We start from the raw sequence: 24,217 nt of genomic DNA, 5'->3' as shown, positions 1-24,217 counted from the left end.
GGGCGCGCGGTCGGCTTCGCCCCCCCCCCCGCCGCGGCGGGGCGGGGGGGGGGGGGGGGCCCCGGGCGCCCCCCCCGCCCCCCCCCCCCCCCCCCCCCCGGCCGTGAGCGGTGCGGGCTCAGCCGTTCGGCCCGGCCGGGGTCGTGGTGGTCTTGAAGCCCTCGGTCTTGTTGGCCTGAACGGCGAAGTCGTTGGTGAACGTCTTGCTGAGGTCCACCGAGCCCTTCACGTTACCGACCAGCCGCTCCGTCGCCAGGGAGGTCTTCGGACCGCCGGCCGGCATGATGCCGTCGGGGAGGAACTGCCCCTTGTCCTCGGTCAGGGCCTGGATGTAGTCGGCCTTGGTCACCAGTTGGTTTGCCACGAACGACGCCGGCAGCTTGTTCGCGATGTCGGCCGCGCTGTGGGTGTTGATCCAGTGCATGGTGGCGACGAGCGCGTCGACGACCTTCTGCGTCGCGTCCTTGTGCGCGTTCACCCAGTCGGTGCGGGCGAGCAGACTGGCCGCGGGGTAGGCACCGCCCATCGCCGCCGTGGCGCCGTTCGTGGTGGCCAGGTCGATCGCGGAGGCACCGACGCCCTTCTTCTGGATCGCGGCGACCGTCGGCTGGGTCGTCATGACACAGTCCACCTTGCCGTTCTGCAACGCGGCAATGGCGGTGGAGCCTGCGCCGACCCCGATCCGGTGGAACTGGCTGAGGCTGATGCCCTTCTGGGCGGCCAGGAACCGGGTGAGGGTGTCGGTGCCGGAGCCCAGGTCGGTGACGCCAAGGGTCTTGCCCTTGAAGTCGGCGCCCGAGGTGACGCCCGACTTCTTGGTGCACATCTCGCGCTCGCCCGGCGCGCCGGACAGCTGGACGACGTCCTCGACCGCCTTGCCCTTCGCCTGGAACTCGATGGTGTGGTTGTACCAGGCGCCCGTCATGTCCACCTGCCCCGAGGCCATGGCTTCCTCGGCGCCGACACCGCCGTCCTGCTCGGTGCTGAGCTGGACGTCGACGCCGTACTTCTTGTAGAAGCCGAGGTTCTGGGCCAGCTGGTAGGGCAGGTAGATCTGCTTGTCGATGCCGCCCACCATGATCTTCACGGTCGGCGTGCCGCCTGAGCCGCTGCTCGAAGTGGAGCTGCCGGAGTTGCCGGAGCAGGCGCTGACCGCGCCGAGGGCGAGAACGGTGAGGAGAGACGCGGCGACGGCGACGGGTCGTCTGGACATGGCTGGTCACATTCCCTTGCTGAGGTGGAGGAGGGGCGATACGGAGGTGAGGGCCGGAGTCAGATGGTGTTGGAGGCTTCCGACGGGGCCGGCGGGCGCCAGGACATCAGCCGGTGTTCGAGCTTGCCGATCAGCCACTCCGCCCCGAGCACGATGACCGAGATGACGAGCATCGTGGCGAACACGCCGTTGGGGTCGAAGTTGTTCTGCGCGGTCTTGATGACCAGGCCCAGGCCGCTCTGCGCGCCGAGCACCTCGCCGACCAGTGCGCCGACGATGGCGAAGCCGAAGGCGCTGTGCAGGCTGGCGATGATCCAGGTGAGTGCGGAGGGCACGGTGACGTGCCGGATGATCTGCAGCTGCGAGGCGCCGAGGACCTTGGTGTTGGCGAGGATGTTGCGGTCGACCTCGCGGACGCCCTGGAAGGCGTTGAAGAAGACGATGAAGAACACCAGCACCGCGGCGAGCAGGATCTTCGGCAGCATGCCGATACCGAACGCGACGATGAAGATCGAGCCGAGGACGATCCGAGGGATCGCGTTGACCATCTTGATGTAGGGGCCGAGCACATCGGCGAGGAAGCGGCTCTGGCCGAGCGCGACGCCGATGACCACTCCGGTGACGGCCCCGAGGGCGAAGCCGACGAGCGCCTCCTGGATCGTGGTCCAGATGTTGGAGTAGAAGGACCCGAACTCGGTGCCGTTCTGGAAGAGGTCGACCAGCCGTCTGGCGATGCCGGAGGGCTGCCCGAAGAAGAACGGGTCGACGATTCCCCAGGTGGTGAAGGCCTGCCAGCCGCCGATGACGAAGACCGCGAGGCCGATGCGACCCGCCCACACCAGCGCGGTGCGACGCCGTACGGCGCTCCTGGCGGCGGCCGCGGCCGAGACCTGTGAACCGTCCTTGACCGGGGCGGTGAAAACAGTGGACGCCGTGCTCATGCCGTACCTCCTGCGGTGCGTGCGTAGGCGCGCTCCACCTCCTCGCGTAGCGAGTCCCAGATCTGGTGCTGAAGTTCGATGAAGCGGGGCTGGAAGCGGATCTCCTGGACCGAGCCGCGCGGGCGCGGCAGGTCGATGTCGAAGACCGCCTTGACCGAGCCGGGGCCGGACGTCATGACGACGACGCGGTCGGCGAGCGCCACCGCTTCGTCGAGGTCGTGGGTGATGAAGATGACCGACGGACGGATCTGCTCCCACAGGCCGAGCAGTTCGGTCGACATGATCGCCTTGGTCTGCACGTCCAGGGCGCCGAAGGGCTCGTCCATGATCAGGATCTTGGGCTCGTTGATCAGCGCCGCGGCCATCGCCACGCGCTTGCGCATGCCGCCGGAGAGCTGGTGCGGATAGCGGTCCTCGAACCCGGACAGCCCCACCCGGCGCAGCCAGTCGCGTGCCGAGGCCTGGGCCTTCTGCTTGGGCACTCCACGGAAGATCGGGCCCATCAGCACGTTGCCGAGGACGGTCTTCCAGGGCAGCAGCGCGTCGGTCTGGAACATGAAGCTGACGCCGTCGGTGACGCCGTCCACCTCACGGCCGCCCACCTTGACCGAGCCCTCGCTGGGCCGGTCGAGCCCGGACACCATGCTCAACGTCGTCGACTTGCCGCAGCCCGTCGGGCCCACCACCGCGCAGAACTGGCCCGGCTCCACAGTGAAGGAGACGTCCTCCAGCGCCGTGAACACCTCACCCGCAGGAGTCAGAAATCGTTTGGTGAGTCCTGAAATCTCGACTCGCGCGCTGTCCCGGCCGACTCTTTCGGCGCCCGGGCTCACCGCGACATCGTTTCGCGAAGCCATCTGAGGCTGTCTCCTTTCCTCACCTCGGAGGTCGAGGAAGGCAGACGCTAAAGGCCGCCCGGTATTACGTCGCTGTTTCAGACGTATCTCGCGATAGTCGTGTTAGCAGGGGTTCTGCGCGTTGTGCTCAGTAGGCCGGGGGTGGGCAGAATGTCCTTGGTGGGACACAATCACGCCACCACGGGTACGGCGCAGGGGCCGTTCCCGGCAGCACGACAAGGGCGAAGGCACCTGTGATGCCCATCCGTATCCGGATCGGCCGCGGCGGGAAGGGGAGGCTCTCCGCGCGGATCCTGGTCAACCAGCTGGTCATCCTGGCTCTCACCGGAGCCATCGGCTTCGCGCTGTTCGCGTTCGCTCAGCGGTCCGAGCTCGACCGCGCCTACGAGCAGCGGGCACTCGACATCGCACAGACCGCCGCTGCCGAGCCGCAGATCCGGCAGGCCGTGGCGCACGGAGGCGGCGACGGCCTCGTGCAGACCGTCGCCGAACGGATCCGCAAGGCGTCGGGGGCGTCGTACGTGGTCGTGATCGACCTGCACGGCATCCGTCACTCGCACCCCGACCCGGCGCTGATCGGCGAGCCGGTGGGCGATCCGATCGCGGTGCTGGACGGCCGCCCCCACGTCGGCTCCGACCAGGGCGCGACCGGGCGGTCCGCCAACGGCAAGGCCCCGGTGTACGGCCCTACGGGCGCGCTGGTCGGCGAGGTCTCGGCCGGCATCCCGGAACGCGATGTGCTCGGCGAGCTGTGGCGGGAGCTGCCCACCTTCGGCCTGTACGCCGCGATCGCCGTCGCGCTCGGCTCGATTGCCGCGTTCCTGCTGGCCAGGCGGCTCAAGCGGTCGACCTTCGGGCTGGAACTGGAGGAGATCGCCGGACTGCTCCAGGACCGCGAGGCCATGCTCCACGGCATCCGGGAGGGAGTGATCGCCTTCGCTCCCGACGGCAGGATCACCGTGGTCAACGACGAGGCCCGCACCCTGCTCGGCCTCGGCACGGCGCTCGGTAGCCGACTCGAGGAGGTGCTGCCCGACGGGCGGCTGCGCCGCGCCCTGGACGGCACCCTGACTGGCGCCGACCTCAGCGTGCTCACCGACGACCACTGCCTGGTCGTCAACCGGATGCCGGTCACGCTGCACGGCCGTGAGCTGGGCGCGGTGGTCACCGTACGCGACCGCACCGAGCTGATCGGGCTGCTGCGCGAACTGGACTCGGTGCGCGGACTGACCGACGCGCTGCGCGCCCAGCAGCACGAGTTCACCAACCGCATGCACACCGTGGCCGGGCTGCTGGACATCGGCGACTCCGACGCCGCCTACGAGTACGCCGTCGAATCGGCCGGCGCCGACCAGGCGCTGACCGAGTCCGTACGCGAACGGATCGGCCCGGCGCTGCTCGTGGGACTGATCGTCGCCAAGACCACGGTGGCTGCGGAACGCGGGGTGCGGATGGTGCTCAGCGACGACTCCGCACTCGGCGAGGATCCACCCCATCTGCGCCGGCTGCTCACCATCGTCGGCAACCTGCTGGACAACGCGATCGACGCGGCGGCCGGCGGACCGCGCCCGGCCGGCGGCCGCGAGGTCGAGCTCTCGCTGATCGAGGCCGCCGACCAGGTGATGGTGCGGGTCGCGGACAGCGGCCCGGGGATCCCGGCGGGCGCCGCCGAAACGATCTTCGAGGACGGCTGGTCGACCCGGCCCGACCGGGGCACCGCCCGGCGCGGGCTGGGGCTGGCCCTCGTCCACCGACTGGCACAGCGGCACGGTGGCACGATCACGGTCAGCGAGGGACCGGGCGCGGTCTTCACCGTCGTGCTCCCCCTGCCCGACGCCACCCCCGTACCGCGGGACGCACAGTTCACGACGGCCTCGCCGACCGGAGGTGACCGCGGATGATCCGGATCCTGGTGGTGGACGACGACTTCCACATCAGCCACATCCACTGCGACTACGCGTCCCGCGTCGAGGGCTTCGACGTGGTCGGCCGGGCGGCGACCGTGGCCGAGACGCTGGACGCGGTGCGCACCCTCCACCCCGACCTGCTGCTGCTCGACGTTTTCCTGCCGGACGGCAGCGGACTCGACGTGCTGCGACAGCTCAGCGCGGACGAGGGCGGCGCCCGCCCCGACGTGATCGTGATCACCGCCGACCGGGACATCACCTCGGTACGGACCGCCATGAAGCTCGGTGCCGTGGGCTACCTGGTCAAGCCGTTCGGCGCCGCCGACCTGGCCGAGCGGCTCACCGCCTACCGCGAACTCCAGCACCGCGTGGACGCCCTCGGTCTGGCACCCCGGACCGACCAGGCCGACGTGGACGCCCTCTTCAGCGCCGCCCGGCCACCGGCCGTCCCCCGGGTCCCGGCCAAGGGGCACTCCGCGCCGACCCTCGCCCTTCTGCACCAGGTTCTGCGCACCGCCCAGGACGCCCTGTCCGCGGCCCAGGCCGCCGAACTCACCGGCGTCTCCCGCGCCACGGCCCAGCGGTACCTCTCCTACCTCGTCCGGGAGGGGATGGTCCGGCTCGAACTCCGCTACGGAACCACCGGCCGTCCCGAACACCGGTACCGGATCATGCACTGAGGATCCGCCTCGGATGCCCGCATGCCGCGGGCGTACAGGGTGCGCCGTGCAGGTGGGGCAGCCCGTCAGAGTTCCAGGCGGTAGCCGTGCCCGCGCAGGGTGGTGATGCGGGTCAGGCTGCTGGGGTGGGCCGAGGTGGCGGCGGCCTGCGTGAGGCGAGGGCGAGCAGCACCACCGAGCGGGCCAGCGGACGCAGACGGCGCGACAGCACGGCAGCCGTGGTCGTGGCGAGGGTCGCGGTCAGCGGCCGCGGAGGTGGTGCGCGGCCGGTCGGGCGGTGACCTGGTCGTCGCCGTGCCCGTCTCGCACGCCGAGCGGGTGATCGGCGTCGTATGTGCCTTCTCACCGGCATCCGCCGTACGTGACCGTGTGCTGCTCGTCTGGGCGGCCCTCGCAGGGGTCTGCGCTTTCGCGCTGACGGTGGCCGTCCTCGTCGCCCGCCGGCAGGCGCGGGTGCTGGCAGTGCCGCTGGAGGACCTCTCCCGGCACTGCCAGGCTGTCACCGCCGGTGACCTGAGCGCCCGGGCCGCCCCCAGCAGCGTCGCCGAGATCGACCAGGTCGCGCGCACCCACAACGAGATGCTGCACAGCCTGACCGAACTCCTGCGCCACGAAAGGGACTTCACCGCCAACGCCTCCCACCAGCTGCGCACCCCGCTGACCGGGCTCCAGCTCACCCTGGAGGCGGGGCTCGCCCAGGACGACGACGCTCGAACGCGGGCCGCCCTGGAGGAGGCACTGGCCACCACACGCCGCCTGCACGGCACGGTGGAGGAGGTGCTGCGCCGCTTCGCTGGGCTGGGGACCGCAGGGCCTCGGCCTGGGCTACCCGACGGGCGCGGCGATCCTGATCTCGGTCCTGGTCGTCATCTTCGCCGTCTGGAAGCTGATCGGGATGACGTTCGTCATCCGGGACATCGTCAGCTTCCGCGGGGAGGCGCTGTTCTGGTCGGCGATCCTGGTCTCCAACACGCTCGGCACCTCGATGGGCGACTTCCTGTCCGACAGTTCGGGCCTCGGCTACGCCAGCGGGGCGGCGCTGGTGACCGGCGTCCTGCTGGTGCTGGTGGCCCTGATGAGGGTGCCCGCAGTGCCGAACGTGCTGCTGTTCTGGATCGCCTTCGTGCTGACCCGCCCGCTCGGCGCGACAGCCGGCGACTTCCTGACCAAGCCGGTCGCCAAGGGCGGTCTCGACCTCGGTACGGCGGGTTCGTCGGCCGTGCTGTTGGCCGTACTGGCCGGCCTGACGGGTTACGCCCACACTCAGGAGCGCCGCAGTCTCGCCCCGTCAGCGGGCCTGCCGCCGGAGACGGGCGAGTACGACCCGGGCACCGAGCGGGCCGACTGAGCGCGCACGGCGCCACGCACGTCCGGCAGGCGCGGGAGAGCGTCCTGCGCCCGCCCCCCGCCTGACTGCAGCAGCGTGTCGAGAGAGGATGCGTCTGCCGGATCGTCCGGTGAAGAGGAGAGCGCCCCAGGAGATGGGCCGATGTCCAAGAGGCCATGTCCGGCCTGCCAGGCACGCGACGCCCTGGGGAGGAGTTCATGAAGCCCGCCCGCACCACGTCCGCCACGCCCGAACCGTCAAACCCGCCTGCCCGGGGGCTCTCGGCGTGGAGGTTCGTGGCGGTGTTCGGGGGCGTCAGTCTGCTGATGGACTTCGTCTACGAGGGCGCTCGTTCCGTCACCGGCCCACTGCTCGCTCACCTGGGCGCCTCCGCGGCCGTGGTCGGCGTGATCACGGGGGCGGGCGAGGCCGCCGCGCTCGGACTGCGTCTGGCCTCGGGACCGCTGGCCGACCGCAGCCGCCGCTTCTGGGCATGGACGATCGCCGGATACGTGCTGACCGCGGCCACGGTCCCGGTGCTCGGTCTGACCGGCGTGCTGTGGGTGGCCTGCACCCTGGTGATCGCGGAACGCGTCGGCAAGGCCGTGCGCTCCCCGGCCAAGGACACGCTGCTCTCGCACGCCACCGCCGCCACCGGCCGGGGCCGCGGCTTCGCGGTCCACGAGGCGATGGATCAGGTCGGCGCGCTCATCGGCCCGCTCACGGTGGCCGGGGTCCTCGCCCTCACCGGCGGCGACTACGCCCCGGCGCTCGGGGTACTCGCGCTGCCCGGCGTGGCCGCCGTGGCGCTGCTGCTCTGGCTGCGTGCCAGGGTTCCCGATCCGGTGGGCTACGAGACGCCCGTCGGCGCGGCGGTGCCCGAGGAGCCGGAGCCGCCCGAGGAGCGGGGCTTTGCTGGCTCCCGAGAGAGGAAGCTGCCGCGGGCCTTCTGGGCCTACGCGGTCTTCACCGCCGCGACCCTGACCGGTTTCGCCACCTTCGGTGTGCTCTCCTACCACCTGGTCGTCCGGCACTTGGTGCCGACTGCGACGGTGCCGGTGCTGTACGCGGCGGCCATGGCGGCTGACGCGGTGGCGGCGCTGGCCACGGGCTGGCTGTACGACCGGTTCGGCGCCCAGGTCCTGGTCGTCCTGCCGCTGCTGTCCGCCGCCGTTCCTGCCCTGGCCTTCACCGACACGGTGGCGGTCGCCGTGGCGGGCGCGCTGGTGTGGGGCGCCGCAGTCGGGGTCCAGGAGTCCACGCTGCGTGCCACCGTCGCCGACCTCGTACCCGTAGGCCGCCGGGCCACCGCCTACGGCGTCTTCGCCGGGATCATGGGAGCGGCCGCGCTGGCCGGCGGCACCTTGGCCGGGGTGCTGTACGACGTCTCCATCCCCCTTCTGATCGTCGTCGTCGCCGTCATCCAGGCCGCCGCGCTGGTTCTGCTGTGGTTCACCCGGGCCGCGCGTTCCACGCCCGCCCACTGAGTGGTGAACGTGCGTCATGCACCGGGCGTCCTCGTCACCATTCCGCTGTGCGGCCGGGCATGGAGCGGCGGACGCCTTCGAAAGCCGGGGCGGCACGGCAAAGGGACGGGCTCGAGGAATCTGTGTCTGCTCACGAGCATCCCGCGGCCGAACCAGTCCTCGGTGTCGCGGACTCCGGGCAGGGCGAAGAAGTAGCCGCCGCCGGTGGGTGAGATGTAGTCGACGAGGGGTTCGTCGATCAGCCGGCTCCGGGTCTGCAGCCAACGGTGTAACTCGGGTGATGTGAGTTAGTGGCGACCGGCAGACCAACGCGGCCCTGCACCGCGTCGTGTTCACCCGCCTGCGCCACGACCCGCGCACCCAGGCGTACTACGAACGCCGCACCCAGGAGGGCAAGACCCGACGTGAGATCGTCCGATGCCTCAAGCGGTATGCCGCCCGCGAGGTCTTTAACCTGGTCAGACCGGTTTCCCGCGCCCCCGCGTTATAGGGGCGTCCGTGACGGGGACGGTGCTGGCCACCGGCGAGTTCCCGGCCACCGCAGCGGGATACCGCGATCTGCTGAAGTGGGTCAGGAAGTTAGGAACCTTGAGGCGGGCCGGAGTGGAGGGGACCGGCTCCTACGGGGCGTCCCTGTCCCGCTCTCTGCTGGCCCAGGGCATAGACGTGTTTGACGTGAATCGGATGGACCGGGTAGATCGCCGTCAGCGCGGCAAATCAGATCCGCTCGATGCCCAGAACGCGGCGCGAGCCGTATTGAGCGGGCGGGCCCGCGCCAGGGCCAAAGCGGGTGACGGGCCGGTGCAGATCGCGAGAATGTACAAACTCACGAAGGCGTCGGCGGTCAAAGCCCGTACCCAGGCCATCAACCAGCTCAATCCGTTCTCATTACCGCCGATCCTGCCTTGCGGGAAGAACTGGCCCAACTGGGCAATGCCGAGCTCTTCCGGACCTGTGCGCGGTTCGCCGACTTGAGCGGTCACGAGGAGGTCGGTGAGGAGTCGGTGCTGCAGGCCACTCGGGTCACGCTGGGTCTGCTGGCTTGCCGGATCGGCCAGCTCTCCGAGCAGATTCGGGAGGTGGAGGTTCGTATGGCCCGCCTCGTGGCGCAGAGCGGACCGGCTGTCCCACTGTGTTCTCCAGGAAATGAGTCGTACAGGGTCAGAGAGTTGATTGGCGACGGCGGGTGCTTCTGCCATCACGTGCGCATCGCGATGACGTCAGTTCGGGCTCGGCTGTAACGTCGAGCCACGGATCACGAGGCTGGTGGGAATGGTGCGCGAGGGGGCGGCCTCCGGCGATCTGCGCACGTGGTCGAGCAGCAGACGGGCCGCTGCCTCGCCCATTTCCCGCATCGGCTGGCGGATGGTGGTCAAGGCCGGATAGGTGTACGACGCCAGCTCGACGTCATCGAAGCCCACCACGGCGACATCCTGCGGAATCCGAAGGCCGGCCTCGTGCAAGGCGGCGAGCGCGCCGGCCGCCGAGGGGTCGTTGTGCCCGAAGACGGCGTCGAACTCCAGGCCCTCCGCGAGAGCTTGCGCGATCGCGCTCCGGGCGCTGTCGAACAAGAAGTCGCCGCAGATGAGGCTGCGCGGGTCGAGCTCGATCCCGGCCTGCGCATAAACGTCGACGAAGCCGCCCAGCCGCTCCTGAGTGCAGCCGTACTCCTCGGGACCGGTCACCACCAGAGGGCGACGGCGACCGAGGTCCAGCAGATGGCGCGCCGCCTGCTCACCGCCCTCCCGGTTGGTGGTGGCCACATAGGGAAATCCCGGCCGCTGGAAGCGGTCGTCTATCAGCACCACCGGCAGCCCCGCTTCGTGCAGTTCCGTGATGGACCCCAGAGCCCCCTCGGGCTCTACCACCAGCAGACCGTCGAACGACTTGGCAGCGACCTGCAGGCCCAGCCTGCGCAGCGACTCCTCACCACGGTTCCAGGTCAGCATGCGCAGCCCGAAGCCCTCGCTCTCCAGCGTGTCGACGACCGCCTGCACGATGCCGGACCAGACCCAGGCCATATCGGGAACCAGCATGCCGATCATCTGTGTCGTGCCGCGTGCGAGTCCCACTGCCCCGGCGCTCGGCACATAGCCGAGCTCCGAGATCGCCTTGCGGACTTTCGAGACGGTGTCCTCGCTGATCTCGCCCTTGGCGTTCAGCACCCGCGAGACCGTCGTCTTGCTGACCCCGGCCCGCGCGGCCACGTCCGCGATAGTGACTCCCATGTCACCTCCCCTCCCTTCCTGCGCAGGCGGAAAGACTTCCTCCCGCTGAAGCCGATCGTACCGACTCTGAACCGGTCCCGAAATCGGTACCGGAACCGGTTTCGGAAGTGCCCGCCGAAAGACCCGACCGTCAACACACCAGTCAAAGCAGGCTCAGCCCTTTACGGCGGAGCTGGCCACGCCCTGCACGAACCACCGCTGGAAGAACGTGAAGACGATCAGCACCGGCAGGACCAGCAGGACACCGAAGGCGAGGACCTGGCCCCATTCCACGGGCGGCTGGCCCTGGAAGACGCTCATCTGCAGCGGGAGGGGACGTACTGAGGGGTCGGAGACCATCAGGACGGGCCAGAGGAAGGAGCCCCACTGGCCGAGGAAGGTCAGGATCGCCACCGAGGCGTACACCGGCTTCGACATCGGGACGACGATCGCGAAGAAGGTGCGCCAGGGGCCGGCGCCGTCGATGCGGGCGGCTTCCTCGATGCTGGGCGGGATCGCGCGGAAGTAGGTGGCGAACTGGAAGATGGAGAAGGCTTGGGCGATGAAGGGGATGGCCTGGATGTAGATGGTGTTGCGCTGGTCGTTGAACATGTAGAACAGCGGGACGGCCACTGCTTCGAACGGGACGAGCAACAGCAGCAGCACGAGGGTGAAGACGGTGTTCTGGCCTTTCCAGCGCAGCCGGGTGAGCCCGTAGGCGGCCATGGAGTTGACGATCAGCCCGCCGAGCACGACGACGGCGGACAGGAGCAGTGAGATGCCCATGAACCGCCAGAAGTAGCCGGTGGCGTCGGAGTCGAACCTGTCCAGGACGGCGGTGTAGTTGTCCAGCGACAGGTGGGTGGGCAGGAAGCCGGTCAGGCCGTTCAGCACTTCGTCGGAGGGCTTGAAGCTGCCCAGGAACAGGTAGAGGACGGGCAGGACGAAGATGAAGGCCAGGACGCTCAGGACGGCGTAGTCGAGGAAGCGGCGCAGGGGTGAGCGGTTCATGGTCAGTCCTCGTTGCCCGCGCGGACGACGCGGCGCTGGATGAGGGTCAGGGCGACGACGATCAGGAAGAAGACGACGGTGATCGCGGACGCCTGGCCGATGTTGTTCTGGTCGAAGGCCGTGGTGACGGCCTGGTACATCACCGTGCGGGTGGCGTCCTCGTTCAGGCCGCCGCCCTTGACGAGGACGTAGACCTGGTCGAAGACGCGGAAGGCGAACACCGAGGTGAGCAGGGCGACGAAGACGAGGGTGCCGCGGATGCCGGGCAGGGTGACGTGGCGGAACTGCTGCCAGCGGGAGGCACGGTCGAGCTGGGCGGCCTCGTAGAGCTCGCCGGGGATCTGCTGGAGGCCGGCGAGGAGGATGACCATCTGGAAGCCGACGCCCTGCCAGACGGAGAGCACGATGATCGAGGCCATGGCGGTGAGCCCGTCGCCGAGCCAGTCGAAGGCGCCCCAGTTGCCGAAAGTCACCGCGTGCAGGGCGGAGTTGAGCAGGCCGTCGCCGCTGCGGGCGAGGATGAGCCGCCAGATGACGGCGACCAGGGCCATGGGGAAGACGACGGGCAGGAAGAACAGGGACCGGAACAGGCCGATGGCCTTGAGTTTGCGGTTGAGGAGGATCGCCAGGGCCAGTGCCAGGCCGGTCTGCAGGGGTACGACGGCCACGGCGAAGGTCAGGTTGTTCAGCAGGGCCCGCAGGAACGGGCCGGACATGTCGGGGTCGGTGAAGATGCGCCGGTACTGCTCCAGGCCGAAGAAGCGGGGCGGGATCGGCGAGCCGAGGCGCACGTTGTAGAAGGAGAGCACGACCGCGTAGACGAAGGGGACGGCGACGAAGGCGATGAGGCCGCCGAGGGCGGGTGCGGCCATCAGCAGCCCGTGCAGCCAGTCGCGGTTTCTGTGCCCGGACCGTTTGGGCTTGGCGGATGTCGGTGGTGAGGTCGGTTTCCTGCCGGCGGGCGTGGCGGGTGCGGGGTTGACGGTGGTCACGGTAGGGGTCCTCTTCCCTGCCGGGAGGGGCGGGCGCTGTCAGGGTGTGCCCGGCCCTCCCGGCTGCTGGATGCCGGCTACGGCAGCTGGTAACCGTCGTTGTCCGAGTAGTCCTGGTCGATGGCGCGGGCGGCCTTGGCCAGAGCGGTCTTCGGGTCGGCGCCGCCGTAGATGTCGCTCAGCGCCTGGCTGAACTTGGCGGTGACCGTGGGGTATCCGGCGGTGACGGGGCGGGTCACGGCCACGCAGGACTTCGTGATGTCACTGTCGCCACACGGCTTGGCCAGCTGGTCGGCGAAGAGCTGGAGCGGGCCGCCCTGCTTGTACAGGTCGCTCTTGGCGAGCACGGACTTGGTGCCGGGAGGGGCACCGTTGGCCGTGGTCATCGCGGTGACGTTGGTGTCGTCCATGAGGGAGTCGAGGAAGGCGCCCGCGGCCTTGCCGTTCTTGGTGTCGGCGCCGATGCCCCAGGCCCAGGAGCCCTGGCCGGTCTTGGGGCCGTTGCCGAAGTCGGGCAGCGGCAGCACGACGAGGTCGTCACCGAGTGCCTTGCTGAAGGCGGGGTACATCCAGTGGCCGTTCCAGCTGAGGGCGACGCGGCCCTTGGGGAAGGCGTTCGAGTCAGTGTTGGGGTCGACGTAGGTCTTCCACGACTGGAAGGTCTTCAGCGCCGAGGCCGCGGCTGGGCTGTCGAGAGCGCCTTCTGCCTTGCCGTTCTTCAGCAGCGAGCCGCCCGCCGACCAGACGATCGGGCTGAAGCCGTAGGTGCCCCACTCGTTCGCGAATCCGCCGCCCTCCCCAATGTCCAGGCTCTTGCCGTCGGAGTCCTTGGCGGCCAGCTTCTTGACGGCCGCGGTGAACTCGTCCGCGGTCCAGGCGTCGGACACACCGGTGGGATACTTCACCCCGGCCGCGTCCAGCAGCTTCTTGTTGCCGTAGATGCCGAGTCCGGAGTCGTACATGCCCAGGCCGTAGTGCTTGCCGTTGATCTCACCCTCGGCCTTGATGGCGTCCGTGGCGTTGGCCAGGGTCTTGGCGGAGACGTAGTCGTCGATCGCGGCGAGCTTCTTGTTGTAGACGAAGTTCGCCATGGTCGGGCCGTCGAACTCCATCACGTCCGGCAGCTTGGAGGCGTCGGTGGTGGTGATGGTCTTGGTGTAGTCGTTGTCGGGGATCAGCGTCAGCTTGACCTTGACCTTCTTCTGCGAGGAGTTGAAGGTCTTCACCGCGTTCTGCACGGCGGTGGCCTCGCTCTGCTGACCCTGGTGGGCCCAGACAGTGATGGTGCCCGTGCCGCTGCCCTTCTCGGCGGAGGTGTTGGTGCCGCTGCCCCCGCCGCAGGCGGCCAGCGCGGCCAGGGGAAGGACGAGGGCCAGGGCCGTACAAGCCGTCCGGCGGGAACTTCTATCGCCGATGTTCATGGTGGGTGCCTCCGGTGTGTGGTGCGGGTCAGAGTGGGAGGTGCGGATGGGGCGTGGAGGGTGGAGAACTGGGGTGGGAACGGGCCCTACGGCGTGGGCAGGGCTGCCTACGCGTGCGGAGAGAGGTGGGGGCTCATGCGGACTGTCCTTCGGGCTCGGCGGAGTTGCCGCTCGCCTCCCTGATCACGAGAGGCCGCAGCTCCCAGGCGTCGACCGCGTAGCCGAGGCGCGTACCCGGTGCGGCGCGGGCCTGCAGCCGCCACGGGCCTTGCCCTGTGGGGTAGCAGCGCAGAGTGAGGACCTGGCCGGTGGTGGTCAGGAAGATCTCGGCGATGGAGTGGTCGACGACCACGCGCACGTCGACGGGCCGGCCGACTGGGCAGGGCATCCGGTAGGAGCCGCCGCGGGCCCGGGTGTCCAGCGAGGCGTGGTCGCGGTCGACGACCAGTTCGCCCGTGTCGGCGTCGAGGCGGATGTCGAGGTACTCCGAGCCGTCCGGGGTGGTGAGCAGCCGCAGACCGGCGTTGCCGGTCGGTTCCAGACGGGCCGTCAGGTCGAAGGCGCGGCCCACGCTGCCGAGGTCCACCGGGCCATCTGTCACGCCCTCGGTGTGGACGGCGTGCTCGCCGCGCAGGTCGAGCAGTTCGGTGGCGGGCTGCTGGCGCAGCGTTCCGTCGCCGCCGACCGAGATCTCGCGAGGCAGGGTCAGCACGCCGGCCCATCCGTTCGCGACCGCCCAGGCTTCCTCCCGGGCTTCCCCGGACCAGCCCCACAGCAGCCATCTGCCGCCGGGCGCACGCAGCAGGGCGGGTGCATAGCAGTCGGGGCCGTGGTCCACGAGGACTGGGGCGCCGGCCTCGAAGACGTTGCCGTGCTCCTCACCGACCAGAGCCGTGACGCACCGTGGGCTGTCGTCGTAGTTCCAGGCGCTGAAGAGGAGAGCACCGGGCCGTCCGGACTGCGCCGGGAGGTACTGGGGACACTCCCAGCCCTCGCCGGTGTGCAGTTCCGTGCCGCCGACCGGCTCCTGCTCGCGGGCGTCAAAGGGCCCCAGGTAGGTCCAGTTCTCCAGGTCGGGCGACTCGTAGAGCAGGGCCGCGCCACGGCCGTCCGCGAGTGCGGCGCCGACCAGCATCCGCCAGCCGTCGCCGTCCTGCCAGACGTACGGGTCGCGGTACATGGTGCAGCCCTCGGGCCAAGCAGGGACGACCAGTTCGCCGCGTGGGCGGAAGGTCAGGCCGCCGTCACGGGAGGTGGCGTAGGTGACCGGCTGGTGCTGGGGCGAGCGGTCCTCGCGGTGCGCGGAGTAGAAGGCGACCAACCGGTCGCCATCGGAGACGGCGTTACCGGAGAAACAGCCGTCGGCGTCCACGCCACCCGGGGTCGGGGACAGGGCGATCGGCAGCGGCTCCCAGGTCAGCAGGTCGGGGCTGCGGAAGTGGCCCCAGTTCATGTTCGCGTGGGTCGCGCCGTACGGGTTGTACTGGTAGAAGACGTGGTAATGGCCGTCATGGAAGACGAGCCCGTTGGGGTCATTGATCCAGTTGTGGGGCGGGCGCAAGTGCGCAACGGGCCGCAACAGATCACGGGGCGCGGTGGACACACACGTGCCTTTCGGTATGTACAGAGGGCGTGCGAAGGGCGGTCACCGGACGAAACCGGCCACGAGCGCTTCGCAGAATTCGAAGAAAGTGGCCTCCGCCAGCACTCGCGGAAGGCCCCGGTGGCATGGCAACACAAAGCCAGGTCCGGCGCGATGCCGACGGCGAGCTGCGGGAGAGAGGCTTGCTGACGCGCCGACACCTGGTCGGCGAAGAGCGCGAGGCTCAGTACCCTCGCGCCAAAGAGGCCGGGCCGCTGGAAGAGCGGGCCAAACTGGCGCAGACCAATCCGCCCGCGCTTACCGGCGCGGCGGAGGCGGCGTCCAGCACCAGCAGGCTGCGACGGCTCGACGCCTCATTGAAAATCTCAGGGGACATGCGTGTACCCTCACTGTGTTCCAAGTACTGACAGGACCGACGACCGGTTGCGACGGTCGCCTGTCATGGTGTGAAATGCTTCGCCGTCCCGGGGTCAGAGTCGGGGCGGCGAAGCGACCGATGCCCGCGCCACCAGCGGGCAAAGCAGCATCTCCTGGATGTCCGGGCCCGGTGTCCGGCCCGGCGTCTTGGCGAGCGTGAGCAGCTGGGCCACAGCCCGTGCCCCCATCTCGTAGTGCGGGAGCTGAACTGTGCTCAGCGCGGGGTAGACGGCCTCGCAGACCAGCTCCTGGTTGTCGAACCCGATGACCGACAGATCACCGGGGATGGACAGTCCCAACTCGGCCGCAGCGCGATAAGCGCCGGCGGCCATCCGGTCGTTGAAACAGAACAGTGCCGTGGGGCGCTGCTCCGCCGTCAGCAGGCGTCGGGCAGCCCGGTAGCCCGCGTCCACATCGCCGACCGTCGTCCCGAAGGACACTGCCGTCTCCGCGGCGACCAAAGACGGGTCATAGGGGACACCGACCTCGGCCAGCGCCTTGCGGTAGCCCTCCAAGCGGCCCTGCCGGGCGGGAACGTCGACGGTCTGCACGGTCATGCCGATCCTGCGGTGCCCGTGGTCGATCAGCTCACGCACCGCCGTGTATCCGCCCTGGACCTCATCGGGCACCACGAAGGGGATGGCGGGGTCCTCGGAGCGCGCGTTCAGCAGCACGGTGGGCGTCGAGCCCAGGCTCTCCGGCACGCGCACGTTCCGGTGGTACATCGCCGCGTACAGCACGCCGTCCACCTGCCGCTGGAGCAGCATCTCGATGCTGGTGCGCTCCAGTTCGGCATCGCCGCTGGTGTTGACCAGCAGCAGCACCAGGCCCTCAGCTGCGGCGGCCTCCTGGGCGCCCAGGATCGTCCGGCTGGCATGGGGGGTGGTGGCGATCTCATCGCTGACGAAGCCGATGGTCTGCGACCGCTTCAGCCTCAGCCCCCGGGCGAGGCCGTTCGGCGCGTACCCGAGCTCGTCGGCGACCCGCAGGACGCGCTGCCGGGTCTCCGCACTGGCCCGCTTGCCCTCGACGCCGTTCAGGATGTGCGACACGGTCGCGGTCGACACACCCGCCGCCGCGGCCACGTCCTTGATCCCGATCCGGCGCGCCATTGCCCCTGCCCAAAGTAGTAGATACCGGGTTGGCTAATCGTTTTGCCAGCCGCGTGCACATGAGAGTGCCCATGGCCAGAGCTCCTGTCAATGGCATGTTACGAACTCTTGGCCGTCAGGTGTCCTGTGGGGAGGTCCAGCAGCAACGTCGCGCCCACTCCACGCCGATCGCCTGAGTCAAGCCATCCACCTCCAGACGCGACGTCGTACACACCCCGGTCCGCGCCGGACCCCAGGCGGTGCCCGAGCGGAGCGGTTTTGCACACATAAGGCCGGAATGCCCTCGTGAACAGGTGAAGACTACGGAGGGTCCCGGTCAGGCAAGAGGTCACCGGCCCAAAGAGCACACCGCCGTTCTGCGCACGCTCATCCAGGAAGGGGACTGTAAACGTTCGTTTGGCAGACCCTTCGACAACGAAGTTGGTCGTGTGTATCCCGCTGACCTGGGCCGACTAGGTTGGATGTCAATAGGCGTTTGTCACCTACGGTGGACAGCGCATTCATCGGCGGAACGTTGCGATGAGGCGTCGCAGCGCGGCGTGGGCGGGTGGGCCCCAGGTGGCCTTGCCGCCGGGGCGGCCATGAAGGCCGGCCTCTCCGATGAGGATGCCGCTGAGGGCAGTCAGCACCGCCCAGCCGCGGGCGCGGCGCAGGGTCGCGGCGTCCACCACCGGCTGGTAGGCGTCATGGAGGCGGTCGGCGACCCCGTCCGGCAGGAGTATCCAACAGGCGGCGAGATCGCAGGCCGGATCGCCCGCGCAGAGGTCGCCGAAGTCGATCACGCCGCAGAAGGTGCCGTCCGCGGTGAGGACGTTGGCCGGATGCAGATCACCGTGAATCCACAGCGCCGGGCCCGCCCACTCGGGCGCGGCAACGGCGTCCTCCCAGACCGCGCGAACGGCATCCGGTTCGGGGAGCAGCCCCAGCTCGATGGCCGAGGCGAACTGCTCGACGAACTGCTCGGCACGGTCGGCCAGTGGCCCCCCGCGGCCACGGCCGGCGGGCGCCCCGTCGGGGGCAGGCCGGTGAAGGGCCGTCAGGAAGGCGGCCAAGGTGCCGGCCGCCTCCGCGGCACGTGTGGCGGGAGCGCGGTCGGCAGGCGAGCCGGGCACCCAGGTGGTGACGATCCAGGGTCGCGGAAACCGCTCGGAGGGCTCGCCGAGGCGCTGCGGGACGGGAACGGGCAGGGGAAGGAGCGGGGCGAGAGCGGGTAGCCAGGCGTGCTCCTTGCGCAGCAGGGCGTCCGCAGACTGCGTCGCCCAGGGCAACCGGACGGCGAGGTCGTCGCCGAGCCGCCACAGCTGGTTGTCCCAGCCACGCGCACCGAGCTCAAGGGGACGACCGGCCAGGTCGGGGTGCTGGTCGAGCAGCAGATCCCGGACCAGATCCGCGCTGATGTCGATCTCGGTATGGGTCATGCGGAGCCACGGTAGTCGGACGCTGAGCCGGGCGTTTGTGACGCCCAGCAGTCATTGCCGATCACCATCCTCACTTCCTGAACTGTGCACCGCACGGCAATGCGCATCGGCGCCTGGTTCCCCCTCGGCCGTCCTGCGAAGGGAGGAAGACACACCAGTCGGCAGTACCGGTGCGGGCCGAGTCTGGTGGGGCGGGCAGGTGTGACTTTGATCGGTAGTTGGCGGGTGCCGCAGCCGGACCGGCTGGTCGCGTAACGTCTTTGATCTCTGGTTGGCGTGTTCTCTGATTGATAGTTGGCGGTTCGGAGACCGTGATCCGTGACTCAACGTGAGGAGGGTCTCCGCCCGCCGACGTGGATCAGAAGTGCGTTGCGATGCCGTAACTGCGACGGAGTTGTGCCATGTCGTGACGATCGCGTTCCGAGGGCTCGTAGCCCTGGTGGAAGTAGACCTGCTGTTCGGCGGACAAGCACGCGACTGACGTCCCATGTATGGTGCCCGTCACGAAGCACGAGGACGGGTAGGTGAATGGACGCTCGGGTTCGGGTGACGCCTGCACTGCTGAGCCGTCGTCGGCGAAGACCAGCGGGTGAAGGTCAATCTCTCGTCCGTCCGGTGCCGTCACCACGAATCGGATGGGCCTCCAGTTCAGGGTCTCCACGAAACCGACCTCATGGAGGGCCGCCACCACAACGTCTTCCTGGCCCTGCCGGTGCATCAAGTCCAAGTCCCGATGGTTTCGCGTCTGCTCGCCGACCAGAGCGTCGATCCCCCATCCTCCACCGATCCAGACGTCCGCATTCGCCTGTCGTAGCAGGGCCAGGACGAACAACACGTCGTCAGCTGTCATCACCTGACACAGGCTAGAAGCGTCCGCCCAGTGCCGCGAACGTTTTCCTGTCAGCCTTCCGCCGGCTGGTGGTGGCAGGGGCGAGCTCGGCGTGCGCAGCAAGAACACATCTTCGAAGTTGACCGCACCCACAGTCACCAGACCGATCGCCCGCCCAACCAAGAATCAAATCCGCCAACTAACGATCAAAGTCACAGCAGGGGCACCGACCCGCGGGGAATGCTTCCACGCCGCCTTCTTGGCGCCTGCTTCGCCGAATGCCGTGCGCCGAAAGCCGCCACTGGCCGACCGGCGCACGGACCCGCGGCTCGTCACCGCCAGATGGACTTCAGATGCCACGCCTGCATGTGGTCGAGGGTGGCGGTGCCGCCTTCGGCGAAGACCTCGACGCCGGTGCTGGAAGGGTTGGGGAAGATCTGGTCGGTGATCACCGCTTCGCCGTTGCCGCCGAAGACCTCGACGGACGACCAGTCAACGAGGATACGCAGCTTGACCTTGCCGTTCTTGGGCTTCAGGGGTGCGGTCTGGACGCCGGGGAAGGTGCTGTTGAAGTCCCCGGCGCCGGAGCGGGTGCGGTCGACGTACAGCTCCTGTGTCGTGGTGTCGTAGCCGATGACGGTCTCCTCGCCGCCCGCGCCAGTGCGCACCTTCAGGCCGAAGCGTTCGGCGTCCTTGAGGGAGAAGGTCGCCTCGATGTCGAGTGCCTTGCCCTTGGCCGTGGGGCCGATCAGGGGCTTGGAGGTGCTCTTGACGGTGACGCCTGACGCCGTCGCCGGGTGCTGCTGCCGGAGGGACTCCAGGCTGCCCACCGGCTTGCTGGTCAGCCGGGTCTGGCCGTTGATCGTGCGCAGGGCCATTTCCCGGGGAACGCTCTGCGCGCTGCGCCAGGGGGAGGTGGGGATGGATTGGCCGTAGTCCCAGTTGTTCATCCAGCCGATCATGTAGCGCTTGCCACCCGGGGCGTTCTCCCAGGACACCGCCGCGTAGTAGTCCTTGCCGTAGTCGGTCCAGTCGGCGCGCTGTACGACGGACTTGGCGGGCTTGTCAGCGGTGGTGAACTGGTCGGCCATGACGTGGCCCCAGCCGGCGGAGTTCATGTCGACGACCTGGATCTGCGCCTTCTTGCCGACGTAGGGGCGCAGGTCGAAGGACGCCCAGTCCAGGCTCTCGCTGTCGGCGCCGGTGGCGCTGCGGACGACCTCGCCGTCGACGAGCAGGTTGACGGACGTCTCCTGGGAGACGCGCGGGGCCTTGGTGTCGGACAACATGATGTGGTCGACGTTGAGGTGGCCCCAGCCGCCGCTGTTGTTGTCGACGATCTTGATCTGCGCCTTCTTGCCGGCGAGTTCGCCGACGTCCCACGAGGCCCAGTTGAGTGCCTCGCCGTCCTTTCCGGTGGAGCTGCGGACGACCTGGCCGTCCACGAGGAGCTCGACGGCGGTGGGGTTGTCGGAGTCGGCCGGGTGGTTGCCGCCGCCGATGAGGAAGTTGATGTACTTCTTGTCGATGGTGAACTCGGGCGAGGTGAGGGTGCCGGTGGTCGAGTCGCCGTTCAGGAAGGTGTTGACCAGCCCGTCTCCCAGGAATCCGGAGACTTGCCCCTGGTCGGGGAGGGTGCCGGTGGCCGGTGCGGTGCCGAAGGCGTCTCCGGTCGCCGTCCAGTCGCCGTAGGTTCCGCCTTCGAAGTCGGCGAGGACCGTGCCCTCGGGCGGAGTCCTGTCCATGACGGTTCCGGCCTCGTGCGGATGCCGCCCGCCACCGACCTTGAAGTTCAGGTAGGCACTGTCCACGGTGAAGGTGGGAGAGGTGAGGATCCCGGTAGCGCCGTCACCGCCGTGGAAGCTGTTGGCGAGACCCTTGCCGTCGAAACCCGTGACCGCCCCCTGCCAGTCCACCGCCCCGGTTGCCGGTCCCTGACCGAACGCGGTGCCGGTGGTCGTCCACTCACCGAAGTCGGTGCCCTCGAAGTCCTGCACCACCGTGCCGGTGGGCGGAGTGTAGGTGCCCTTGTCGTCGGCGGTGAACTTCTTGCCGTCGAAGTCACCGATGAAGTACTGCGAGCCCGAACCGCCCGCGATACCACCGGGATTGATGTTGACGACCAGAACCCACTTGATGTTGTTCTTGTCCCCGTCGACCGCGAGGGGGAACAGGTCGGGGCACTCCCACACGCCGCCCGTAGCACCCGCCGGCCCGAACTCGCTCTGCAGCGTCCAGTCCTTGAGGTTCTTGGACGAGTAGAACTGCACCTTGTGCTCGGCGGACAGCGACACCGTCATCAGCCAGCTCTTGGTCGGCGCGTACCACTGGACCTTGGGATCGCGGAAGTTGTTGGAGCCGATGTCGATGACGGGATTGCCCTGGTACTTGGTCCAGGTGCGGCCCCGGTCGGTGCTGTAGGCGAGCGACTGGGCCTGCTTGCCGCCGTTCTTGTAGGCGCTGGTGTAGATCGCCACCATGGGCGGGTTCTTCTTCGTACCGAACCCGGTGGTGTTGTTCCAGTCGACGACCGCACTGCCGGAGAACACCATCTCCTCGTCGTCGTGCGACAGGGCGAGCGGCAACTCCTTCCAGTGCACGAGATCCTTGCTCACCGCGTGCCCCCAGGACATGTCGCCCCAGGAGTTGCCGTTCGGGTTGTACTGGTAGAAGAGGTGGTATTCGCCCTTGTAGTACACGAGCCCGTTGGGGTCGTTCATCCAGTTCTTCTGCGGAGTGAAGTGGAACTGAGGTCGGTAGGTCTCGGTGTACGGCGGGGTGTCGGCAGCTACGGCTGAAGGAGCCAGCGGCGCTGCCGACAGGGCGCAGACGGTCGCCACCGCCGCCATCATCCGTATGCGGGCATGCCGGGATACGCGTGCAGAGCTCATGGTGTCTCCTAGTCCCGCGGCTCGTCGGCGCAGCACCGACTGCGGCCCCGGCGCGGACGGACCGAAAAGTGACATCCCAGCGGCGTCGACGTCCACGCAGCCGACTGGGGTGTCAACGACGACGAATGTCATCGATGACAGCGAGTGCCCGATTATGAAGCGCAATCCGGCCAGTGCGTCAACGGTGCGGACGCGATTGCTCCGGGACGGGTCTGCGATCCGTCGGGCATCGTCGGCGGCCGGCAGCCGCGCCCACGAGCTCGGCCATGGCGGGTGGGAGTCGGGAACCGTGCAGGTCAGAGCGGTGGCTTGGGTGGCAACCGGCAGGCTCCCGCGGCATCGTGCGAGACCGAGATCGGCTGCGTTAACGAGTTGTTTCCGGGGTGTTGACCGGTAGGGCCTCGCGGTGCTTCACTTCCGGGACCGGTCCCGAAACCGGTTCCGGGACCGGTGTCGGTACCGGTTCCACGGGGCTCTGTGCGATCGGCTCTTCGGTGCGGGAGGACGTCTTCCGCCTCTGCAGGAAGGGAGGGGAGGTGACATGGGAGTCACTATCGCGGACGTGGCCTCGCGGGCCGGGGTCAGCAAGACGACGGTCTCGCGGGTGCTGAACGCCAAGGGCGAGATCAGCGAGGGCACCGTCTCGAAAGTCCGCAAGGCGATCTCGGAGCTCGGCTATGTGCCGAGCGCCGGGGCAGTGGGACTCGCACGCGGCACGACACAGATGATCGGCATGCTGGTTCCTGACATGGCCTGGGTCTGGGCCGGCATAGTGCAGGCGGTTGTCGAGACCCTGGAGGCCGAGGGCTTCGGACTGCGCATGCTGACCGTGAACGGCGGTGAGGAGTCACTGCGCAGGCTGGGCCTGCAGGTCGCCGCCAAGTCGTTCGACGGTCTGCTGGTGATAGAGCCCGAGGGGGCCCTGGCGGCCATCACGGAACTGCACGAAGCCGGACTGCCGGTGGTGCTGATAGACGACCGCTTCCAGCGGCCGGGATTTCCCTATGTGGCCACCACCAACCGGGAGGGCGGTGAGCAGGCGGCGCGCCATCTGCTGGACCTCGGTCGCCGTCGCCCTCTGGTGGTGACCGGTCCCGAGGAGTACGGCTGCACCCGGGAACGGCTGGGCGGCTTCGTCGACGTTTATGCGCAGGCCGGGATCGAGCTCGACCCGCGCAGCCTCATCTGCGGCGACTTCTTGTTCGACAGCAGCCGGAGCGCGATCGCGCAAGCTCTCGCGGACGGTGTGGAGTTCGACGCGGTCTTCGGGCACAACGACCCCTCGGCGGCCGGCGTGCTCGCGGCCTTGCACGAGGCCGGCCTTCGGATACCGCGGGATGTAGCCGTGGTGGGCTTCGATGACGTCGAGCTGGCGTCGTACACCTATCCGGCCTTGACCACCATCCGCCAGCCGATGCGGGAAATGGGCGAGGCAGCGGCCCGTCTGCTGCTCGACCACGTGCGCAGATCGCCCGAGGCCGCCCCCTCGCGCACCATTCCCACCAGCCTCGTGATCCGTGGCTCGACGTTACAGCCGAGCCCGAACTGACGTCATCGCGATGCGCACGTGATGGCGCCTCGCGGTCGGGCGGTGCGTTGCCGGTGACGCACCGCCCCCCTCTCCTTGAAACCTCGGCGAACCCCTTCGGACTCGCCATCCTCACATCCCCTGGCGGCTGTGCCTGAGTTCACGCGGCACCGCCCACATGCACCCTTCGGCTCGCGCGTTCCCGATCCGGGACACCCCGGGACACCGAACGGCGCGCCTGGCCCACCCCGCCCGGCCTCTACCCACTGCGTCGGATGCTCCAGCCGCGCCCTGCGGCTGACCGCCGAGCCGCTGTCACCGCAGACGGTCCCCACCCGTGCGCCGGCCCATCCGGGCGTCCGCCCGCTCTCACCCT

Annotated in this window: 20 protein-coding genes and 2 pseudogenes; 9 read left to right on the top strand and 13 right to left on the bottom strand. The window is 69.0% G+C overall.

Annotated features, from left to right (window positions below):
• Positions 1-118: 118 nt before the first annotated feature.
• The 3 genes from ACIBTS_RS07340 to ACIBTS_RS07330 are packed head-to-tail and all read right to left on the bottom strand — an operon-like array spanning position 119 to position 3,011.
• The gene (locus ACIBTS_RS07340) at positions 119-1,213 is read right to left on the bottom strand and encodes an ABC transporter substrate-binding protein (protein ID WP_399317274.1); all 1,095 of its coding nucleotides are present in this window, start codon (positions 1,211-1,213) and stop codon (positions 119-121) included.
• A gap of 59 nt (positions 1,214-1,272) precedes the next feature.
• Positions 1,273-2,154: an ABC transporter permease gene (locus ACIBTS_RS07335; protein WP_399317273.1), complete on the bottom strand. Its 882-nt coding sequence runs from the start codon at positions 2,152-2,154 to the stop codon at positions 1,273-1,275.
• Positions 2,151-3,011: an ABC transporter ATP-binding protein gene (locus ACIBTS_RS07330; RefSeq protein WP_399317272.1), complete on the bottom strand. Its 861-nt coding sequence runs from the start codon at positions 3,009-3,011 to the stop codon at positions 2,151-2,153. The genes ACIBTS_RS07335 and ACIBTS_RS07330 overlap by 4 nt, the downstream gene beginning before the upstream one ends.
• A 236-nt stretch (positions 3,012-3,247) precedes the next feature.
• Here ACIBTS_RS07330 and ACIBTS_RS07325 point away from each other — a divergent pair, with 236 nt between their 5' ends.
• Together ACIBTS_RS07325 and ACIBTS_RS07320 are read left to right on the top strand one after the other, a co-directional pair.
• Positions 3,248-4,912, top strand: a complete 1,665-nt coding sequence (locus ACIBTS_RS07325; RefSeq protein WP_399317270.1) for an ATP-binding protein — start codon at positions 3,248-3,250, stop codon at positions 4,910-4,912.
• Positions 4,909-5,598: a response regulator gene (locus tag ACIBTS_RS07320; protein ID WP_399317269.1), complete on the top strand. Its 690-nt coding sequence runs from the start codon at positions 4,909-4,911 to the stop codon at positions 5,596-5,598. The genes ACIBTS_RS07325 and ACIBTS_RS07320 overlap by 4 nt, the downstream gene beginning before the upstream one ends.
• Before the next feature lie 65 nt (positions 5,599-5,663).
• Here ACIBTS_RS07320 and ACIBTS_RS07315 read toward each other — a convergent pair whose 3' ends face one another.
• The gene (locus tag ACIBTS_RS07315) at positions 5,664-6,167 is read right to left on the bottom strand and encodes a hypothetical protein (protein ID WP_399317962.1); all 504 of its coding nucleotides are present in this window, start codon (positions 6,165-6,167) and stop codon (positions 5,664-5,666) included.
• Between ACIBTS_RS07315 and ACIBTS_RS07310 the strand changes: the two are divergent.
• The 5 genes and pseudogenes from ACIBTS_RS07310 to ACIBTS_RS07290 all read left to right on the top strand — a co-directional run.
• A pseudogene (locus tag ACIBTS_RS07310) lies at positions 6,052-6,321 on the top strand (HAMP domain-containing protein); the annotation flags it as partial. The gene ACIBTS_RS07315 and the pseudogene ACIBTS_RS07310 overlap by 116 nt on opposite strands.
• Before the next feature lie 172 nt (positions 6,322-6,493).
• Positions 6,494-6,946 carry a hypothetical protein gene (locus ACIBTS_RS07305; protein WP_399317267.1) on the top strand — a complete coding sequence of 151 codons (453 nt, stop codon included), beginning with the start codon at positions 6,494-6,496 and terminating at the stop codon, positions 6,944-6,946.
• Between the two features lie 197 nt (positions 6,947-7,143).
• Positions 7,144-8,412 carry an MFS transporter gene (locus ACIBTS_RS07300; RefSeq protein WP_399317266.1) on the top strand — a complete coding sequence of 423 codons (1,269 nt, stop codon included), beginning with the start codon at positions 7,144-7,146 and terminating at the stop codon, positions 8,410-8,412.
• Positions 8,413-8,704: 292 nt separating this feature from the next.
• Positions 8,705-8,902, top strand: a pseudogene (locus ACIBTS_RS07295) (IS110 family transposase); the annotation flags it as partial.
• A gap of 8 nt (positions 8,903-8,910) precedes the next feature.
• Positions 8,911-9,387: a transposase gene (locus ACIBTS_RS07290; protein WP_399317264.1), complete on the top strand. Its 477-nt coding sequence runs from the start codon at positions 8,911-8,913 to the stop codon at positions 9,385-9,387.
• Positions 9,388-9,632: 245 nt separating this feature from the next.
• Here ACIBTS_RS07290 and ACIBTS_RS07285 read toward each other — a convergent pair whose 3' ends face one another.
• The 5 genes from ACIBTS_RS07285 to ACIBTS_RS07265 form a co-directional block, all read right to left on the bottom strand.
• Positions 9,633-10,640, bottom strand: a complete 1,008-nt coding sequence (locus ACIBTS_RS07285; RefSeq protein WP_399317262.1) for a LacI family DNA-binding transcriptional regulator — start codon at positions 10,638-10,640, stop codon at positions 9,633-9,635.
• Positions 10,641-10,793: 153 nt separating this feature from the next.
• Complete coding sequence (locus ACIBTS_RS07280; RefSeq protein ID WP_399317260.1) at positions 10,794-11,630, bottom strand: carbohydrate ABC transporter permease; 837 nt, start codon at positions 11,628-11,630, stop codon at positions 10,794-10,796.
• A 2-nt stretch (positions 11,631-11,632) separates the two neighbouring features.
• Positions 11,633-12,622 (bottom strand): carbohydrate ABC transporter permease, encoded by a 990-nt coding sequence (locus ACIBTS_RS07275; protein WP_399317258.1) that lies wholly within the window; start codon positions 12,620-12,622, stop codon positions 11,633-11,635.
• A gap of 77 nt (positions 12,623-12,699) precedes the next feature.
• Positions 12,700-14,043, bottom strand: a complete 1,344-nt coding sequence (locus tag ACIBTS_RS07270) for an ABC transporter substrate-binding protein (RefSeq protein ID WP_399317256.1) — start codon at positions 14,041-14,043, stop codon at positions 12,700-12,702.
• Positions 14,044-14,176: 133 nt separating this feature from the next.
• Complete coding sequence (locus ACIBTS_RS07265) at positions 14,177-15,646, bottom strand: glycoside hydrolase family 32 protein (RefSeq protein WP_399317255.1); 1,470 nt, start codon at positions 15,644-15,646, stop codon at positions 14,177-14,179.
• 125 nt (positions 15,647-15,771) lie between these two features.
• Between ACIBTS_RS07265 and ACIBTS_RS07260 the strand changes: the two genes are divergently transcribed.
• Complete coding sequence (locus tag ACIBTS_RS07260) at positions 15,772-16,053, top strand: hypothetical protein (RefSeq protein ID WP_399317253.1); 282 nt, start codon at positions 15,772-15,774, stop codon at positions 16,051-16,053.
• Positions 16,054-16,116: 63 nt separating this feature from the next.
• On the opposite strand, the gene ACIBTS_RS07255 is transcribed toward ACIBTS_RS07260, so the two are convergent.
• From ACIBTS_RS07255 to ACIBTS_RS07240, 4 genes are all read right to left on the bottom strand, one after another.
• Positions 16,117-17,175, bottom strand: a complete 1,059-nt coding sequence (locus tag ACIBTS_RS07255) for a LacI family DNA-binding transcriptional regulator (RefSeq protein ID WP_399317251.1) — start codon at positions 17,173-17,175, stop codon at positions 16,117-16,119.
• A gap of 500 nt (positions 17,176-17,675) precedes the next feature.
• Positions 17,676-18,593, bottom strand: a complete 918-nt coding sequence (locus tag ACIBTS_RS07250) for an aminoglycoside phosphotransferase family protein (protein ID WP_399317249.1) — start codon at positions 18,591-18,593, stop codon at positions 17,676-17,678.
• Positions 18,594-18,951: 358 nt separating this feature from the next.
• Positions 18,952-19,443, bottom strand: a complete 492-nt coding sequence (locus ACIBTS_RS07245) for a nucleotidyltransferase domain-containing protein (RefSeq protein WP_399317247.1) — start codon at positions 19,441-19,443, stop codon at positions 18,952-18,954.
• Between the two features lie 311 nt (positions 19,444-19,754).
• Positions 19,755-22,313, bottom strand: a complete 2,559-nt coding sequence (locus ACIBTS_RS07240; RefSeq protein WP_399317245.1) for a GH32 C-terminal domain-containing protein — start codon at positions 22,311-22,313, stop codon at positions 19,755-19,757.
• 541 nt (positions 22,314-22,854) lie between these two features.
• Here ACIBTS_RS07240 and ACIBTS_RS07235 point away from each other — a divergent pair.
• Positions 22,855-23,862 (top strand): LacI family DNA-binding transcriptional regulator, encoded by a 1,008-nt coding sequence (locus tag ACIBTS_RS07235; protein WP_399317243.1) that lies wholly within the window; start codon positions 22,855-22,857, stop codon positions 23,860-23,862.
• The last annotated feature ends 355 nt before the right edge of the window (positions 23,863-24,217 follow it).

Source organism: Streptomyces sp. NPDC050121 (assembly GCF_044460385.1).
Classification (GTDB): Bacteria; Actinomycetota; Actinomycetes; order Streptomycetales; family Streptomycetaceae; genus Streptomyces; species Streptomyces soliscabiei.
This window is presented reverse-complemented; position numbering and strand designations above follow the sequence as displayed.